The organism is Sphingomonas faeni (genome assembly GCF_040407505.1).
Lineage (GTDB): Bacteria > Pseudomonadota > Alphaproteobacteria > Sphingomonadales > Sphingomonadaceae > Sphingomonas > Sphingomonas faeni_E.
Window position 1 is genome coordinate 138911 of record NZ_JAPZPQ010000007.1, and the last position, 15778, is coordinate 154688.

Sequence of the window (15778 nt, forward strand, 5' to 3'; positions counted from 1 at the left end):
CGCAGTAAAGGAGCGTTGCGCTTAGTTGGCACCGTCCCCCAACTGGGCCCCGGCCTCCGCCGGGGTAGTGCAGTAGGATTGTATGGAGCCAGCCCCGCTATTTCACCTTGTCATACGGGGTGAAGTCCCGAAACCGGCAATAGCCCGACGGAATCGACATACCGACCGACACCGTCCGGAACCGATCGTTCCGGCACAATTGCCCACCATAAACATCGACGATCAGCGTATCGAAGGGCCGCAGCGAAGGACATTCGCCAACCGGCCCGGTCTTCCAGATCCGCTTGCCCGACTGCCGATACAGGATCGTCTGCGAACCGACGATCTCAGGCCCGTCGAGTTGCTGCAGATCAATGCACCGCACCGGCGTCCCAGCAACCCGGCCCTCCAGCGGATCAGACTTGCCCGCGCCGAGCATCCCCACCGTCAACAGCGCCACCGCCGCGAGAACCGCCCCGCGCATCATGGCTTCCGATACGGCACGAAGTCGCCGAAGCTGCAACTCCCGGTCGGGAAGCGCGAGGCCTGGTCGAACGTCTGCGCGATGTCGCCGCGGCACAGCTGCCCGCTTGGCGTCCGCGTTACGAGGATATCGCCCCGGGCGATCCCCTCGCATCCGCCGACGGTATCGCTGCGGTACACGAGCCCGCTATTCACCCGGTACAGGATCGTCGCGCCGTAGCCCGAACTCTGCTTCTGCGGGAACTGGCTGATGCACGACTCGGGCTTGCCCGGCACGAGCCCAGCGAGTTCCTTCGCCAGCTTCTCCTGCACGCCCGCCTCGCGGACCTGCGCACGCTCGACCTCCGCCTGGGTCTGCGTACACGCACCCAGCAAAATCGCCGGCAGCATCAAGAGTGGCAGGGTCCGCATACGCATCGCAACGCTCCTCAAAATCCCATCACCCGTATACGCGCTTCACCCGCGAAACGCATCCTTGGCCGCACGATATCCCGCAAGCTGCTCGACCGACGTCGCCCGCAGGAACGGGTTGGTCGCCCGCTCGCGCCCGATCGTCGTCGGCACGGTAGGTTCGCCCTTCGCGCGCGCCGCATCGACCTCGACCATCCGCGCGACGATGTCCGCATTGTCCGGCTCGGCGACCAGCGCATAGCGCCCGTTGCTCTGCGTATATTCGTGCCCGCAGAACACTTCGGTCTCGTCCGGCAGTGTCGCATAGCGCTGCATGTTCGCGAACATGTCCGCCGGCGTTCCCTCGAACAGCCGGCCACACCCCATCGCGAACAGCGTGTCGCCGGTGAAGATCACCGCGTCGTCGGCAAAGTGGAACGCGATATGCCCCTGCGTATGCCCCGGCACTGTCATCACCGTCGCTTCGTGCTCACCTAGCCGCACGACATCGCCTTCGCCGACCTGCTCGTCGAGCGTCGGGATCTTGTCCGCCTCCGCCGCAGGCCCGACGACGGTCGCGCCATAGGCCTTCATCTCGGCATTGCCGCCGGTATGATCGGGATGCCAGTGCGTCGTCCACACCCGGTCGATCCGCCAGTCGCGCTTCTTCGCGGCGGCGATCACCGGCCCCGCATCGCCCGGATCGACTACCACCGTCTCGCCCGAGACGGTGTCGTGGATCAGCCAGGCATAATTGTCGGAAAGCACCGGAACGCGGACAATATCGAGCATCAGGATCTTACCACTTGCCGGTGTTGGGCATCGACGCCCAGGGCTCGGCCGGATCGAGCGCGCCATCGGCCTGCAACAGCTCGATCGAGATGTTGTCGGGGGTCCGCACGAACGCCATGTGCCCGTCGCGCGGCGGCCGGTTGATCGTCACGCCCGAATCCATCAGCCGCTGGCACGTGTCGTAGATGTTGTCGACGCGGTAGGCGAGGTGACCGAAGTTGCGACCCTCGCCATACTCTTCCGGGTCCCAATTGTGCGTCAGCTCTACTTCCGCACCCTCGTCCCCAGGAACCGACAGGAAGATCAGCGTGAACCGCCCCTTCTCGTTCTCCATCCGGCGGACCTCCTTCAGGCCCAGCGTCTCGAAGAACGCGATCGTCTTCGCCGGGTCGGTCACGCGGATCATCGTGTGGAGGTATTTCATGCTTGCTCCGATGGTTGTTCGGACCAGCAGATAGGGATGGCGGCGAAGTCGTGAAAGGGTGCGATCGACCGCCCGAGCCCTATTCCTCCGACCGGATCAGCACCGCCTCGCCGATGAAGAAGAACAGCAGGAACGGCGCCCAAGCGGCGAGGAACGGCGGGTAGGCGCCCAGATTGCCCATCGCGAGCGCGAAATTGTCTGCGACGAAGAACGCGAAACCGAGCCCCATGCCGATCACCGCGCGGACGAACAGCTTGCCCGATCGCGCGATCCCGAACGCCGCGACCGCGCCCAACAGCGGCATCAGCACGGACGACAGTGGCCCCGACAGCTTGTGCCACAACGACCCTTCGAGCGCCTTGGTCGGCCGCCCCGCGTCGGACAGGTCGGCGATCGCCGACTTCAGGGCGCCGAACGACAGCCCGTCCGCATCGACGCTCGCCAGCGTGAACTGGTCGGGCCGCACCTCCTTCGCGATCACCACCGCGCCCAGGGGGCGGACGGTGCCGCTCTTCACGTCGAACCGGTTTGCAGGGCTCACCTCCCAGCCGTTCGCGACGCGCCTGCCGTGATCCGCGCGCAGGATCGCGACGAGGTTGCCGCCGGTGCGATCGTACAGCGTGATGCCGCCAAGCCGCGTCGCATCCCCGCGCCCGCGGATCTGCGCCACCTCGATCAGGTCGTCGCCGTCGCGCACCCACACGTTCGCGCGGTCGCCGCGATCGATCGGCAGCTTGCCGTAATTCACCTTCTGCCACTGGTTCAGCGTCGCGGTCGCGCGCGCCACCACCCGGTCGTTGAACACGAAGCTGATCACCGCGACGCCGAGGCTCGCCACCAGCAACGGCGCGAGCACCTGGTGCGCGGACAGGCCGGAGCCCTTCAGCGCGACGATCTCGCTGTTCTGGTTCATCGTGATCAGCGTCAGGATGGTGCCGAGCAGGACCGAGAACGGCAGGAACCGCGATATGATCTGCGGTACGCGCAGTCCGACATACTGCCAGATCTGCGCGTCGCCGTTGCCGGGAAACGCGAGGATGTCGCCGGAGTTGCTCAGCAGGTCGAGCGCCTGGAGCACCAGCACGAGCGCGGCGAGCACCGCGAACGTCCGCACCAGGAACATCCGGCCCATGTAGATCGCGACCGTCCGCGACGGGAAGAAGCTGATCAGGTTCATGCGGCTTTGCTCTTACGGAAGCCCGGGATGCGCTTGGTGATCGCCTTGAACGTCTTCGAGAAGACGCGTTCCAGCGCACCGATCGGTTGTCCGCCGGGGACATAGGCGATCGTGTAGTACATCCATAGGATCAGTCCGGCGAAGATCGTGAACGGCACCCACAGCGCGATGATCGGATCGATCCGCCCGAGTTCGCCAACGTCCGCCGCATACTGGTTCACCTTGTGATAGGTGACGATCATCACGATCGACAGGAACACGCCGAGCGCGGACGAGGATCGCTTGGGCGGCACCCCCAGCGCGAGCGCTAGCAGCGGCAACAGGAACATCGTCGCGACCTCGGCAAGGCGGAAGTGGAACTCCGACCTGCTGCCATCGCGTTGCTCCAAAGTCGCGCCGCGCTGGCCCTGCTTGGCGAGTTCGGGCAGCGTGTATTCGAGATTGCGGCCTCCTCGGACGCGGAAGCTCTCGAACTTGGGCAGGTTGATCGGCAGGTCGTGGCTGGTGAAGGTCAGCACGCGCGGCGTCTTGAACTCGGGCCGGTTGTGGACGAGCGTACCGTTGGCGAGGCGGAAGATGATGACGTTGGGATCGTCGGTCGCGAGGAACTTGCCCTTCTCCGCGGTCACGCCCAGCCAGTCGCCGTTCGGGCTCTGCGCGTGGACGAAGATGCCCGACAGTTCGCGGCCCTTGTCCTTGCTCTCCTCGATCCGCAGCGTCATCTTGCTGCCGAGATTGGTAAACTCGCCGACCTTGATCGACGCGCCGAGCGCGCCGGTGCGCAGCTCGAACCGCAGGCCCTCGTAATAATAGCGCGCGATCGGTTGGACATAGCCGACGATCGCGAGGTTCAGCAGCGCCAGTGCGATCGTGTACATATACGGCACGCGCAGCAGCCGGTTGTAGCTCATCCCGACGCCGCGCAGCACGTCCAGCTCGGACGAGGTCGACAGCCGCCGGAACGCGAGCAGGATGCCAAGCATCAGGCCGATCGGGATACCGAGCCCCAGATATTCGGGCAGCAGATTGGCGAGCATCCGCCACACGACGCTGATCGGCCCGCCTTGCGTCGCGACGAAATTGAACAGCCCGAGCATGCGATCAAGCACGAACAGCATGACGGCGATCAGCAGCGTCGAAAAGAGCGGCACCGCGATCAGCCGGGCCATGTAGCGGTCGATGGATTTCATGCGCGGGTTGGGCTCGGTATGCTGGGTCGCGCGGGTATAGGGGCGCACGCGCTAGGCGTCATCCTCAATCGCAACGCATCAATGAACGATCATTCCGCGGCGATCGGGTGGTTCGTCTCGCGGCGCTCCGTGGCCATCGCCGTCATGACCGCGCGCTCCAGCCCGTTGAGCGTGAAGGGTTTACGCAACACCTCGTGCCCGCCGAACTGCGCGACGTTCACCTCGCCAGCAAACCCGGTGACGAACAGCACCGCGACGTTCGGATAGAGCGGGCTTAGCGCCGCGATCATCTCCGGCCCGGTCTGGCGCGGCATCAGCACGTCGGAAATGATCAGCCCGATCCCGGGGTTCGCCACCAGTATCGCAGGGGCGGCAAGCGGATCGTCGCAGGCGATCGGGTGATGCCCGATCTCCTCCAGCGCGCCGGTCGTCGCGGCCAGCACGCGCGGATCGTCCTCTACCACCAGGATCTGCAACGTTTGCGGCACCGTCGGTGCGATCGGCTCGACCATCGCGATCGGGACGGTCGGCAGGGGGAAGGCGACCAGCTCGGCAGCGCTCGGGAGATAGAGTGTGACGGTCGTCCCTTCGCCCAGCGCGGAGACGATGTCGACTTCGCCGTTCAGTTGCTGGACGAGCGCAAAGATCTGGCTGAGCCCAAGCCCGGTGCCCTTGCCGACCTCCTTGGTGGTGAAGAACGGCTCGAACACGCGCTCGGCGACATCGGGCGCCATCCCGCAGCCATCGTCGCCGACCATGATCGTGACGTAGTCGCCCGCCGCGCACCGCCCGACCTGCTCCGCGGCCAAGGTCGTCGTGCCGGTCGCGACGGTCAGCGTGCCGCGTCCGTTCATCGCGTCGCGCGCGTTGACCGCCAGGTTCAGCACCGCGTTCTCCAGCTGAACACGGTCGGCACGAACGCACCCGCCGGCCGCATCGTCGCGCACGATGACGGTGATCGCGTCCCCCAGCGTGCGGTCGAGCAGGTCCGACATCCCGGCGACCAGCGCGGCGGCGTCGATCGTCTCCGCCTTCAGCGAATCCTCGCGACTGAAGGCGAGCAGCCGGCGGGTCAGCGCCGCCGCCCGGTTCGCGCCCTCGGTCGCGCTGTCGATATGGCGACGGACGCTGGTCGGATCATCGCTCGCGAGATTGCGCCGCGCGAGTTCGAGACCGCCCAGCACCACCGCCAGCATGTTGTTGAAGTCGTGCGCGATCCCACCGGTGAGTTGTCCGACCGCCTCCATCTTCTGGATCTGCCGCAGCTTGGCCTCCTGCACGCGCAGTTCGGCGGTGGCGGCGGCGACCGCGGTGGTCAGCTCGTCGGCACGCTCGCGTTCCAGCTCGGCATCGGCCAGCGCGGTTGCGCGATCGCCGACCGCGCGGATCGTGAACCAGCCAAGCACGATCGCGCCCAGCACGATCAGCACGCCGAAGATGGCCAGCACGCCCGCGACCCAGCTCGACCGCTCAACCGATCCCAAGGCCGCCGCCGTCCGGTCGTCCAACAATGCGCGCTCGCGTGCGATCAGCGTGTCGAGCGTCGTATTGATCTCGATGAGCGTCGGCGCCTTTCGCCCCTGGTAATAGCGTGCGAGCGCCTGGCCGTTCTTGCCGTAGCGCGTGTTGAGCGCCGTCAGCGACAACTCCCGCCCGCGCGCGTCATAGGCAGCCCTAAGGCGGTCGACTCGCGGCTGCTGCTCGGGATTGTCGTTGGTGATCTGGTCGAGCCGGTCGATCTGCGTCCCCGCAAGCAGCCATTCGTCAAAATACAGCTGTCCCAACTGCTTGTCGCCGCTGATCACATAGCGCCCCAGCGACGCCTCCGATCGCGCGATCGTCCCCGACAACGTCCGCGCGAGGATCATCACGTCATAGCTGTGCGCCTGGAGTTCGAGTGCCCGATCGCGCTGGCGATTGGCGTGGCCGAGAGTCACGATCAGCGCAATGAGCACTGCAGCACCAAGCAGGCCCATCACGACCAGCATGGCTATGCGCCATCTCGCCCCGCCCCCCTGGGCCGCAGTCTCGACCTCGTCTTGCGTCACGGCCGGCATCCTAACGCGTCGTTGCTCACACGCAATGACCTGGAATGCCGGTACCGATCGAACATTTCACGGATGTTTCCTCCTCCCCGTGGGAGGAGGAAACCGTCAGCCGATCACGCCGACGGCGCGGCCAGCGGTCTCGAACATGCTCAGGATCGTCGTGATCTGCTCGCCGGTATGTTCAGCGCACAGCGAGCACCGCAGCAGGAACGTCCCCGCCGGCGTCGCGGGCGGGCGCGCCATGTTGACATAGAGACCACCCTCGAGCAGCGACTGCCAGATCGCAATCGCCTGTTCCTGGTCGGTGAGGATCACCGCGATGATCGCCGAGTCGGACGTCTCGGTGCCGAGCTTGAACCCCATCGCCTTCAGCCCGCCGTGCAGCCGGCGTGCGTTCTTCCAGAGCTGCGCGCGCTTGTCGTGCGCGGTCATCAGCTTGCGGATCGACGTCGCGGCGGTCGCCACCACCGACGGCGGCAGCGAGGCGGTGAAGATGTACGGGCGGCAGGCGAACCGCACCATCTCGAACTTCGGGTGGTTCGACACGACGAACCCGCCGACCGTACCGACCGACTTCGAGAACGTCCCCACGACGAAATCGACCTCGTCGGTGAGCCCCATCTCCTCGTACACGCCGCGCCCGTTGGGGCCGAAAAAGCCCATCGAATGCGCCTCGTCGACCAGCACCATGCAGCCATGCTTCTTGGCGACCGCGACCATTTCCTTCAGCGGCGCGATGTCGCCGAGCATCGAATAGACGCCTTCGAGCACCACCAGCTTGCCCGCTTCCTTGGGCAGGCGGCCGAGGCGCTTGTCGAGATCGTTCACGTCGTTGTGACGGAAGCGGACGATCTCGGCATTGCCCTGCTTGCAGCCGTCGTAAATCGACGCGTGGCTGTCGGCGTCGAGGATGACGTATTCGCCCTTGCCGGCGAGCGTCGAGATGATCCCGAGATTGGCCATGTACCCCGTCGAGAACACGATCGCGCCGGTCATGTCGTAGAATTCGCGGAGTGCCTGTTCGACGTCGATATGGTCGTGGAACGTGCCGTTGAGCATCCGGCTGCCGTTGGTGCCCGACCCGAATGCGTCGAGCGCGTCCTTGCCCGCCTGGATGACGTCGGGGTCGAACGTCATGCCCATGTAATTGTACGTGCCGAGCAGGATCGTGTCCTTGCCGCGGATCACCGCCTGCGTTGGGCCCTTCACCTCGTCCATCACGATCGCGAACGGATTGCGCACGCCACTAGCGATCAGCGCCTCGCGTTCGGCGATCAGGCCGTCGAATTTGCTCATCAGGTCGCGTTCCGGTGCGACCTCGGGGGCATCGACGGGGAGGGCATGGGCAGTGGTGGCGGCTTCGGTCATTCTAAGGATTCCATGAAGTTGGAATGTGTATCCCAACCGTTCGTCCCGAGTAGCCGTCGAGCTTGTCGAGATGGCGTATCGAAGGACATGTACCTCGATACGGTCTCTCGGCTACGCTCGATTCCTACTCGGCACGAACGGCAAGGGGGGTCAGGCCTTCAACTTCGCGACCGCGTCGACCAGCTGGCCGACCGTCTCGATCTCGGCCTGCATGTTCATCGTGATGATGATGTCGAATTCGTCCTCGATCGCGGCGACGAAATCCATGACGGTCAGGCTGTCCCACTCCAGGTCGCCCTGGAACGTCGTCGCATCGCTCAGCGCGACGCCCTTCTTGTTGAACGGCTCGATCTGCGCGGTGACGGTGTCGTAGATCTGCTGGCGGTCGCTCATGATAATCCCTTCGGTGTCGCGGCACTCCTGACAGGGAATTGCGGCGGCTTTTCGGCGCTATAGCAGCCCGGCGGCGCGATACCACGCTGCGGTTTGCGCCAGCGCCTGCGGGGTCGGGACGGACGGCGTCCACAGCGAGACCAGCGGCGGCTTGTGCGAGACCCAGTCGGGGTGGCAGAAATAGCTGACCCGGTCGCGCGTCAGCTTGGCCTTGCGACGGCGGACGAGCCGGTCGGCAGCGGACGCGAGCTTCAGGAGCACGCGGGGTGTCGAGAACACCTTGACCGGCTTCCCGACTGCCACGCCGATCGCGCGCGCGAAATCGCGGTTGTCCCAGCCGTTAGGCACGCCGTCGTCGGGCTCCATGATCGACGGCGCATCGGCACTCTCGGCAAGCGCGAGCAGTAGCGCGGTCAGGTCCTCGACGTACAGCAGCGAGACACGCGTGCCGGCCGGCGGCATCGGCAGATAGCCAGACCGCGCCGCCTTGAAGAGATCGAGGATATCAAGATCGCGCGGGCCGAAGATTGCGGGCGGGCGGACGATCGTCCAGTCCAGCCCAGACGTCTGCACGCGCGTTTCCGCCTCGGCCTTCGACCAGCCATAGTTCGACAACGTCGGCTCGCGTGCGGCGAGCGAGGAGACGTGGACGAATCGGCGGATGCCCGCCGCCCGCGTCGCCTGGAGGATGCCCTCTGTACCGGCGACGTTGCCCTTGCCGAAGCCTGCGCGGTCGGGCGCGTTGACGACACCGGCGACGTGGATCACCACGTCCGCGCCTTCGACCAGCGTTGCGAGGCTCTTGGGCCGATCGAGCGCGCCTTCGACCCATGTGACCCTGATACGCTTGGCCTGGGGCTTCCGCGCGAGCGCATGGACAGTGTGCCCGGTCTCCAGCGCATGGTCGATCAGATGACTGCCGACGAACCCGGTGCCGCCAGTGATGGCCAGGATCATGCCGACGCTCCCGAGGTAGCAGTTGAAGTATGTTCACCCGCGAAGGCGGGTGCCCAGACTGGGCACCCGCCTTCGCGCGTTAACATCGCGCGGCAGGTCATACGAGCGCCAAGTGATTGCGATGCACGAGTGCGGATCTTGGCGCATAGCCGAGGATCGCAGCATGATCGTCGCTATGGCGGCCGAGCAGCCGCGCGGTATCCGCCGCATCATACTCCGCAAGACCCCGCGCGACAGTCCCGGCAGGCCCTTCGATCGTAACCAGATCGCCCCGCGCGAAACCCCCGTCGATCCGGGTCGCGCCAGTCGCCAGCAAGCTCCGCCCCTGTCCAAGAGCCGCCGCGGCTCCCGCATCGACATGGATCGCCCCCTTCGCGGTCAGCCCCCCCGCCAGCCAAGCCTTCCGCGCAGACGCCGTCCGCTCGGCCGTAAAGATCGTATGGCGGGCAGGGGTGGACAGCGGATGCTCGATCCGCCCCGAAGCGATCGCCAGCGGAATGCCCGCACCCGTCGCGATCCGCGCGGCCGCGATCTTCGACGCCATCCCGCCCGAACCCATTCCCGAACCCGAGCCGTCGTCCGCCATCCCCGCAACCGCATCGATCCGGCCCACGCTAGCAATATGCGTCGCGGACGGATCGACATGCGGATTGGCGGTGTAGAGCCCATCGACGTCGGACAGCAGGATCACGCCCTGCGCACCGGCGGCCTGCGCGACACGGGCGGCCAAGCGGTCATTGTCGCCGAACCGGATTTCCTCGGTCGCGACGCTGTCGTTCTCGTTGATGACCGGCACGACCTTGAGCGACAGCAGCCGGTTGAGCGTCGCGGCGGCGTTGAGATACCGCCGCCGGTCTTCGAGATCATCCAGCGTGACAAGGATCTGCGCCGCGTTGAGATTTTGCGCGGCGAGCAGTTCTGCCCAAACCTGGCTGAGCGCGATCTGGCCGGTGGCTGCGGCTGCCTGCGCGTCTTCGAGACTCGCCCGCCCACCCTTGGCGAGACCAAGTCGGCGCGCGCCCAAGGCAATCGCGCCGGACGACACGATCGCAACCTGCTGGCCTTCACCAGTCCGATCCGCAATGTCGGCAACAAGCCCGGTCAGCCACTCCCGCCGAACGCTCCCATCAGGATCGACCAGCAACGCCGACCCGATTTTCACGATCAGCCGCGCGCACGAGGACGGCGGAAACATCACGCATTCCCCTCCCGCTTGCGGGAGGGGTTAGGGGAGGGGCGGGCGTGACCTGTCGGCAAGAAAGCCCTCCCCCGACCCCTCCCGCAAGCGGGAGGGGAGAAATCGAAAGCCAACCCTCTCCCCGCAGGGGAGAGGGCTAAGACGGCGCCTACAGCGGCGACCATGCGACCGGCACTTCGCCTTCTTCCAGTTCCTTCGCTGCGCCCGGCGCCGGCCCGATCGCCTCGATCAGCTGGTCCAGCACCGCCTCGATACCAGCGCCGCTCGCCCCGGAAATCGCCATCACCTCGGCACCGCTGGCTTCCGCCAGTTCCGCCGACAACGCCGCAATCAGCTCAGGATCGAGCATGTCGATCTTGTTCAGCGCGACGATCACCTTCTTGTCGGTGAGCCCCTCGCCGTAATTCTCCAGCTCGTCGCGCACGATCCGGTACGATTCGGCCACGTCACGGTCGTTCGCATCGACCAGATGCAGCAGCACCCGGCACCGCTCGATATGCCCGAGGAACCGGTCGCCGATCCCCGCACCCTCGGCCGCACCCTGGATCAGCCCCGGAATATCCGCGACCACGAACTCGCGCTGCTTGTGGCGGACCACGCCCAGCTGCGGCCGCGTCGTCGTGAAGGCGTATTCGCCGACCTTGGCCTGCGCGTTCGTCACCTGGTTGATGAAGGTCGACTTGCCCGCGTTCGGCAGCCCGACAAGGCCCGCATCGGCGAGCAGCTTCAGTCGCAGCCAGACCCACGCCTCGCCGAACGGCCAGCCGGTGCCGTGCTGGCGCGGAGTGCGGTTGGTCGAGGTCTTGTAGCTCGCATTGCCGCGCCCGCCGTCGCCGCCGCGGAACAGCACTTCGCGCTGGCCGACTTCGGTGAAGTCGATCAGCACCTCTTCCTTGTCCTCCGACAGCACCTGCGTGCCGAGCGGAACGCGAATGACGAGGTCCTTGCCGCCCGCCCCGGTGCGGTTCGAGCCCGACCCGCCCGAGCCGCGTGGCGCGCGGAAATGCTGCGTGTAGCGGAAGTCGATCAGCGTGTTCAGGCCGGCGATGCATTCGAACACGATGTCGCCGCCCTTGCCGCCATTGCCGCCGTCGGGGCCGCCATATTCGATATATTTCTCGCGGCGGAAGCTGACGGCACCGGGGCCGCCCTCACCCGAACGTACGTAGATCTTGGCTTGGTCTAGAAAATGCATCGCCGCCCCATAGCGAAATTGGCGAAAATCTCCACCCTCTGCGATTCGCCTCGCTATTCGAGCCCCGAACCGATGCGCTCAGCAGCGGGCAGGGGCGGCGGCGTCCTTGCTGGCGAGCAGCGCATCGAGCGCGAGTTCGCGTGCCTTGCCGACCGGCAGCCCCAGCGCGCGCGCCATCGGTGCCCCCATCAGCGCATCGCCGAGTGCCATCAGCACCAGCGTCAACGTCTGCTCCTGGATCGGCTGGTCGCCGGGCATGTCGCCCTCCGCCAGCTCGTCGACGAGGTCGTGGATCGCGGTCAGGATCGGATCGAGCGCATTGGTATTGCCCGACAGGATCATCCAACTCGCCAGCGCCCCCGCGCCGCCCTTGCCGAACGCGTCGAAGGTCATCTCCACCACCTCGCGCGGGTCGAGTTCGCCTGCCCGCACGCGCAGCACCGCGGCGCCGATCGTACCGACGATGTCCGCCGCCATCCGCGTGATCAGCGCGGTATGCAACGCCTCCGCCGAGCCGAAATGGTGGAGCAGATTGGCGTGCGTCCGCCCGACGCGGCCTGCCACGGCCTTTAGCGTGACGGCGCTGGGACCGCTCTCGACGAGCAGGGCTCGCGCGGCTTCGACGGCGGCTTCACGCGATTCGGTGGGGGAGAGGCGCTTGCGCGGTGTTGACGTCACGGACCGGAAAACCTATTTACATCAATGTAAGTAATGAGTGTTCATTCCTGTTTGGAGGTTTCCGTGGCGAAAGCAACCACGCCTGCCGATCTGACGATCACCCCACGCGACCGCCGCTTCGGCCGCGGTGCCGCGATTCGCCGCTGGTGGCTGAACGACGATGCCGTCGCGACGGCGTTCTACAACGCGCTGTCGGTGACGTTTCCGAAGGGCGAGGGCTATTTCGTCGACAGCGTCCGGAAGTTCCGCGAGGGCACGCCGCGGAAACTCCACGCCGAGATCAACGCCTTCATCAAGCAGGAGGTGATCCACACCCGCGAGCACGTCGCGTTCAACCGCCACGTCACCGACCAGGGGTACGACGTCGCGCCGCTGATCGTCGATGTCGACGCGGCGCTGGCGCTGACCAAGGGGCGGCCGGAGATCGCGAGCCTCGCCGCCACCACCGCGCTCGAGCATTTCACCGCGATGCTCGCGCATGAACTGATCGCCAACCCGAAGCACCTCGCGGGTGGCGATCAGCAGGCGGCGGCGCTCTGGTTGTGGCATGCCGCCGAGGAGATCGAGCACAAGGGTGTCGCGTACGACACGTGGCTGCACGCAACGCGGGACTGGCCGCGCTTCACGCGCTGGCGGGTGAAGTCGCTGGTGATGCTGATCACGACGTGGCGGTTCTTCACCGGGCGCGCGCGGGGGATGGCGGAATTGTTGCGACAGGACGGGCTGACCGGGCCTCGCGTGTGGGCGCGGATGGCGTGGTACGCGTTTGGCAACCCAGGGATGGCGCGCAAGATCGCCGGCGTCTGGGCCGCGTATTTCCTGCCGGGGTTCCATCCATGGAAGCACGACGATCGCGCGCTGATCGGACTTGCGGAGAGCGAGTATGAGGCGGCGGTGCTGCCGGTTGCGAAGCGGGCGGTGGCCGTCGCGGTGGCTTAGTCGTCGCCGAATGACCGCGACCGCTCCCCCTTTTTAGTTCTCCCGCGAAGGCGGGAGCCCAGGATACCAAACGCCACCACCCGGGATTCCTGGACCCCCGCCTTCGCGGGGGAACGGGTATGAGGTGGATGCCCCCCGTTACCAAGTGTACCACCCCGGCGAAGGCCGGGGCCCAATTGGGGGACGTTGCTAACGGAGTACATCGCTCCGTTACTGCGACCTTTCCAATTGGGCCCCGGCCTTCGCCGGGGTGGTGTGCGATCGTACGGCGACGGTGCTGCGACTCACGCCGCCAGCGGCATCGGCGCACATCGATCGTCATCCAGATCCAGCTCGAACATCACCGCAGGCGCTTCCCCGCCCCGCCCCCGCGAGGTCCGAGCCTCAACCCGCCCAGTCGGCCGAAACCCGAGCTTAGCCAGCACGCGCCCCGACGCCGGGTTGTCCACGAAATGAAACGCATCCAGCCGGTGCAAACCAAGCGCATGCCGCGCCATTGCCACCACCGCCTCGCCAGCTTCGGTCGCATAGCCGCGGCCCCACGCGTCAGGCGCCAGCCAATAGCCGAGCTCATGCCCCGCATCCGCCGCGCGGATACCGATCCCGCCGACGAGTCGCGGCGTCCCCGCTTCCATCGTCTCGATCACGAAATCTGGATCATGCGGCCCACGCGGCTGCGCCAGGAACGCCTCGGCATCCCCCAGCGCATACGGCCAGGGCGCCCGCGCCAGCTTGGCGACCACCGACTCATGGCCGATCGCCCGCGCCAATGCAGGGGCATCTTCGGGCCAACCCGGCCGCAATGTCAGTCTCTTGGTGCGCGCGAACACGGCTCTCTCCTATCGCGTCATTGGCTGCGCGCATGCCACGTCGGGATGACGGGACCGCGACAGCCGCGTGGAGGGAGCAATAAAAAAGGGAGCCGGGGTGACCCGTCTCCCTTGTTCAGGTTCGCTTTCGCGACCCGGGTCACCCTGGTGGGCAACCCGGATGGTTACCCGATGTTATTCGGCTGCTGCTGCCATGTCGCCAGCGTCTTGGCCGACGTCGTTCGCTGCCAGCTCGACCGAGCAGAACTTGCGACCAAGTTTGCCCTGGCTGAACACGACGCGACCATCGACCAGCGCGAACAGCGTATGGTCGGTACCGATGCCGACGTTCGTGCCCGGGTAGAACTTCGTCCCGCGCTGACGCACGAGAATGTTGCCGGCGACGCACGCCTGGCCACCGAACTTCTTGACGCCGAGGCGACGACCGGCCGAATCGCGACCGTTGCGCGAAGAGCCGCCTGCTTTCTTATGTGCCATCTGAAGCTACTCCTTATGCCTGAGCGGCCGGGGCGGTGTCGCCCTCGTTGCTCTTTGCAGTCTGGCCGCCGACCGACACGATCTTCAGGATCGTGTGCTGCTGGCGATGGCCGTTCTTACGACGATAGTTATGACGACGACGCTTCTTGAAGACGATGACCTTGTCCGCCTTCGCCTGCACGATGATCTCTGCAGCGACGACGAAGCCCTCGACGGACCGCAGTTCGGAGCCTTCGCCCGCCAGCAGAACGTCACCCAGCGTCACCGACGCACCTGCATCGCCCTCGATCTTCTCGATGACGATCTTATCTCCGGCGGCGACGCGATACTGCTTGCCGCCCGTGCGCACGACTGCGAACATGGCCCTTGTCACTTTCCAAATACGTGTATCCCACGAACGCAGGGTCCGCCGGAAGAAGCCGGGCAGCTAAGCGAGGGGGGGAGAGTTGTCAACCGCGAAGGGGCGGGAAGGGTGGTTTACCGCGAGGTGCTGCCTACAGGCGAGGCAGAGAATAGTTTCCCCGCGAAGGCGGGGACCCAGTCTGAGCTTCCGCCTTCGCGGGAGAACAAGCTTTTTACAAGCTAAGCGATTCGCTCTTAGTGCCGATGAACCTGCCGCAGCGCGTACCGGCCATCCGCATATTCACTGAACAGCCCATCGATCGCCGGATGGTCGACCGGCTCGTCGCTGTCGTCCGGCACCAGATTCTGCTGGCTCACATAGGCGACGTAGCTCGACTCCATGTTCTCCGCGAGCAGATGGTAGAACGGCTGGTCCTTGCGCGGACGGATGTCCTCGGGGATCGCCGCATACCATTCGTCGCTGTTCGCAAACACCGGGTCGACGTCGAAGATCACGCCGCGGAAATCGAACAGCCGGTGCCGCACGACGTCGCCGATCGAGAAATTCGCGTGCGAAACCGGCGGTGCGACCACCTCGGCGGGCACGATCGGGCGGGTGATGTCGTGAGCGATACTGTCGTGTCGGGGCATATCCGCCAATTTAGGGTCTGTTTTGCGCCGCACAAGGAAAACGCGTCGAGCGGCGCCGGGAGCGCTCAAAACCCTCTTGCATCGCTGGGGCCCTTTCATTAGAGGCCGCGCTTCGACCGATCGGAGGCGCTGTTCGCAGAGCTTCGGATGACCTGCGGAGAGGTGGCAGAGTGGTCGAACGTACCGCACTCGAAATGCGGCGTACCCGCGAGGGTACCGTGGGTTCGAATCCCACCCTCTCCGCCATTTATTCCCTATACCACCTGA

18 protein-coding genes and 1 tRNA gene are annotated in these 15778 nt (G+C 65.9%); 2 read left to right on the top strand and 17 right to left on the bottom strand.

Going from position 1 to position 15778, the window contains the following annotated elements:
- Window positions 1–97: 97 nt before the first annotated feature.
- From O6X71_RS18070 to O6X71_RS18130, 13 genes are all read right to left on the bottom strand, one after another.
- A complete protein-coding gene (locus tag O6X71_RS18070; RefSeq protein WP_353467110.1) occupies window positions 98–463 on the bottom strand; it encodes a hypothetical protein in 366 nt (121 codons plus the stop codon).
- Window positions 463–879 carry a hypothetical protein gene (locus tag O6X71_RS18075; protein ID WP_353467111.1) on the bottom strand — a complete coding sequence of 139 codons (417 nt, stop codon included), beginning with the start codon at window positions 877–879 and terminating at the stop codon, window positions 463–465. The genes O6X71_RS18070 and O6X71_RS18075 overlap by 1 nt, the downstream gene beginning before the upstream one ends.
- Before the next feature lie 39 nt (window positions 880–918).
- Entirely contained in the window at window positions 919–1644 is a 726-nt protein-coding gene (gloB, locus tag O6X71_RS18080; protein ID WP_353467112.1) for a hydroxyacylglutathione hydrolase, read from the bottom strand.
- Window positions 1645–1651: 7 nt separating this feature from the next.
- Window positions 1652–2068 carry a VOC family protein gene (locus tag O6X71_RS18085; RefSeq protein WP_093398802.1) on the bottom strand — a complete coding sequence of 139 codons (417 nt, stop codon included), beginning with the start codon at window positions 2066–2068 and terminating at the stop codon, window positions 1652–1654.
- A 79-nt stretch (window positions 2069–2147) separates the two neighbouring features.
- Complete coding sequence (gene lptG / locus O6X71_RS18090) at window positions 2148–3245, bottom strand: LPS export ABC transporter permease LptG (RefSeq protein ID WP_107954763.1); 1098 nt, start codon at window positions 3243–3245, stop codon at window positions 2148–2150.
- The gene (gene lptF / locus O6X71_RS18095) at window positions 3242–4435 is read right to left on the bottom strand and encodes an LPS export ABC transporter permease LptF (protein ID WP_181321191.1); all 1194 of its coding nucleotides are present in this window, start codon (window positions 4433–4435) and stop codon (window positions 3242–3244) included. The genes lptG and lptF overlap by 4 nt, the downstream gene beginning before the upstream one ends.
- Before the next feature lie 89 nt (window positions 4436–4524).
- Window positions 4525–6423: an ATP-binding protein gene (locus O6X71_RS18100; RefSeq protein WP_353467151.1), complete on the bottom strand. Its 1899-nt coding sequence runs from the start codon at window positions 6421–6423 to the stop codon at window positions 4525–4527.
- Window positions 6424–6588: 165 nt separating this feature from the next.
- Window positions 6589–7851, bottom strand: coding sequence for a serine palmitoyltransferase (gene spt / locus O6X71_RS18105; RefSeq protein ID WP_353467113.1), 1263 nt, complete (start codon window positions 7849–7851; stop codon window positions 6589–6591).
- A gap of 150 nt (window positions 7852–8001) precedes the next feature.
- Window positions 8002–8244: an acyl carrier protein gene (locus O6X71_RS18110; protein WP_353467114.1), complete on the bottom strand. Its 243-nt coding sequence runs from the start codon at window positions 8242–8244 to the stop codon at window positions 8002–8004.
- Window positions 8245–8301: 57 nt separating this feature from the next.
- Complete coding sequence (locus O6X71_RS18115; RefSeq protein WP_353467116.1) at window positions 8302–9201, bottom strand: NAD-dependent epimerase/dehydratase family protein; 900 nt, start codon at window positions 9199–9201, stop codon at window positions 8302–8304.
- Between the two features lie 97 nt (window positions 9202–9298).
- A complete protein-coding gene (gene proB, locus O6X71_RS18120) occupies window positions 9299–10396 on the bottom strand; it encodes a glutamate 5-kinase (protein ID WP_353467117.1) in 1098 nt (365 codons plus the stop codon).
- Between the two features lie 151 nt (window positions 10397–10547).
- Complete coding sequence (gene obgE, locus O6X71_RS18125; RefSeq protein WP_056055836.1) at window positions 10548–11594, bottom strand: GTPase ObgE; 1047 nt, start codon at window positions 11592–11594, stop codon at window positions 10548–10550.
- Window positions 11595–11672: 78 nt separating this feature from the next.
- Window positions 11673–12272 carry a TetR/AcrR family transcriptional regulator gene (locus tag O6X71_RS18130; RefSeq protein WP_056055838.1) on the bottom strand — a complete coding sequence of 200 codons (600 nt, stop codon included), beginning with the start codon at window positions 12270–12272 and terminating at the stop codon, window positions 11673–11675.
- 63 nt (window positions 12273–12335) lie between these two features.
- Here O6X71_RS18130 and O6X71_RS18135 point away from each other — a divergent pair, with 63 nt between their 5' ends.
- Window positions 12336–13211: a metal-dependent hydrolase gene (locus O6X71_RS18135; RefSeq protein ID WP_353467118.1), complete on the top strand. Its 876-nt coding sequence runs from the start codon at window positions 12336–12338 to the stop codon at window positions 13209–13211.
- A gap of 284 nt (window positions 13212–13495) precedes the next feature.
- On the opposite strand, the gene O6X71_RS18140 is transcribed toward O6X71_RS18135, so the two are convergent.
- The 4 genes from O6X71_RS18140 to hspQ form a co-directional block, all read right to left on the bottom strand.
- On the bottom strand, window positions 13496–14041 hold the full coding sequence (locus tag O6X71_RS18140) for a GNAT family N-acetyltransferase (RefSeq protein WP_353467119.1): 546 nt from the start codon (window positions 14039–14041) through the stop codon (window positions 13496–13498).
- A 174-nt stretch (window positions 14042–14215) separates the two neighbouring features.
- A complete protein-coding gene (gene rpmA / locus O6X71_RS18145) occupies window positions 14216–14518 on the bottom strand; it encodes a 50S ribosomal protein L27 (protein ID WP_060527420.1) in 303 nt (100 codons plus the stop codon).
- A gap of 13 nt (window positions 14519–14531) precedes the next feature.
- Entirely contained in the window at window positions 14532–14879 is a 348-nt protein-coding gene (gene rplU / locus O6X71_RS18150) for a 50S ribosomal protein L21 (RefSeq protein ID WP_353467120.1), read from the bottom strand.
- A gap of 236 nt (window positions 14880–15115) precedes the next feature.
- On the bottom strand, window positions 15116–15511 hold the full coding sequence (hspQ, locus tag O6X71_RS18155; protein WP_056065959.1) for a heat shock protein HspQ: 396 nt from the start codon (window positions 15509–15511) through the stop codon (window positions 15116–15118).
- Window positions 15512–15667: 156 nt separating this feature from the next.
- Between hspQ and O6X71_RS18160 the strand changes: the two genes are divergently transcribed.
- Window positions 15668–15757 (top strand) — tRNA-Ser (locus O6X71_RS18160).
- Window positions 15758–15778: the final 21 nt, after the last annotated feature.

Excerpts from the sequence above, each read along its gene's own strand:
- spt (WP_353467113.1), bottom strand. The coding sequence starts at position 7,851 with ATGACCGAAGCCGCCACCACTGCCCATGCCCTCCCCGTCGATGCCCCC.
- rplU (WP_353467120.1), bottom strand. The coding sequence starts at position 14,879 with ATGTTCGCAGTCGTGCGCACGGGCGGCAAGCAGTATCGCGTCGCCGCC.
- obgE (WP_056055836.1), bottom strand. The coding sequence starts at position 11,594 with ATGCATTTTCTAGACCAAGCCAAGATCTACGTACGTTCGGGTGAGGGC.
- rpmA (WP_060527420.1), bottom strand. The coding sequence starts at position 14,518 with ATGGCACATAAGAAAGCAGGCGGCTCTTCGCGCAACGGTCGCGATTCG.
- O6X71_RS18110 (WP_353467114.1), bottom strand. The coding sequence starts at position 8,244 with ATGAGCGACCGCCAGCAGATCTACGACACCGTCACCGCGCAGATCGAG.
- hspQ (WP_056065959.1), bottom strand. The coding sequence starts at position 15,511 with ATGCCCCGACACGACAGTATCGCTCACGACATCACCCGCCCGATCGTG.
- O6X71_RS18070 (WP_353467110.1), bottom strand. The coding sequence starts at position 463 with ATGCGCGGGGCGGTTCTCGCGGCGGTGGCGCTGTTGACGGTGGGGATG.
- O6X71_RS18075 (WP_353467111.1), bottom strand. The coding sequence starts at position 879 with ATGCGTATGCGGACCCTGCCACTCTTGATGCTGCCGGCGATTTTGCTG.
- proB (WP_353467117.1), bottom strand. The coding sequence starts at position 10,396 with ATGTTTCCGCCGTCCTCGTGCGCGCGGCTGATCGTGAAAATCGGGTCG.
- O6X71_RS18100 (WP_353467151.1), bottom strand. The coding sequence starts at position 6,423 with ATGCTGGTCGTGATGGGCCTGCTTGGTGCTGCAGTGCTCATTGCGCTG.
- lptG (WP_107954763.1), bottom strand. The coding sequence starts at position 3,245 with ATGAACCTGATCAGCTTCTTCCCGTCGCGGACGGTCGCGATCTACATG.
- lptF (WP_181321191.1), bottom strand. The coding sequence starts at position 4,435 with ATGAAATCCATCGACCGCTACATGGCCCGGCTGATCGCGGTGCCGCTC.
- O6X71_RS18085 (WP_093398802.1), bottom strand. The coding sequence starts at position 2,068 with ATGAAATACCTCCACACGATGATCCGCGTGACCGACCCGGCGAAGACG.
- gloB (WP_353467112.1), bottom strand. The coding sequence starts at position 1,644 with ATGCTCGATATTGTCCGCGTTCCGGTGCTTTCCGACAATTATGCCTGG.
- O6X71_RS18115 (WP_353467116.1), bottom strand. The coding sequence starts at position 9,201 with ATGATCCTGGCCATCACTGGCGGCACCGGGTTCGTCGGCAGTCATCTG.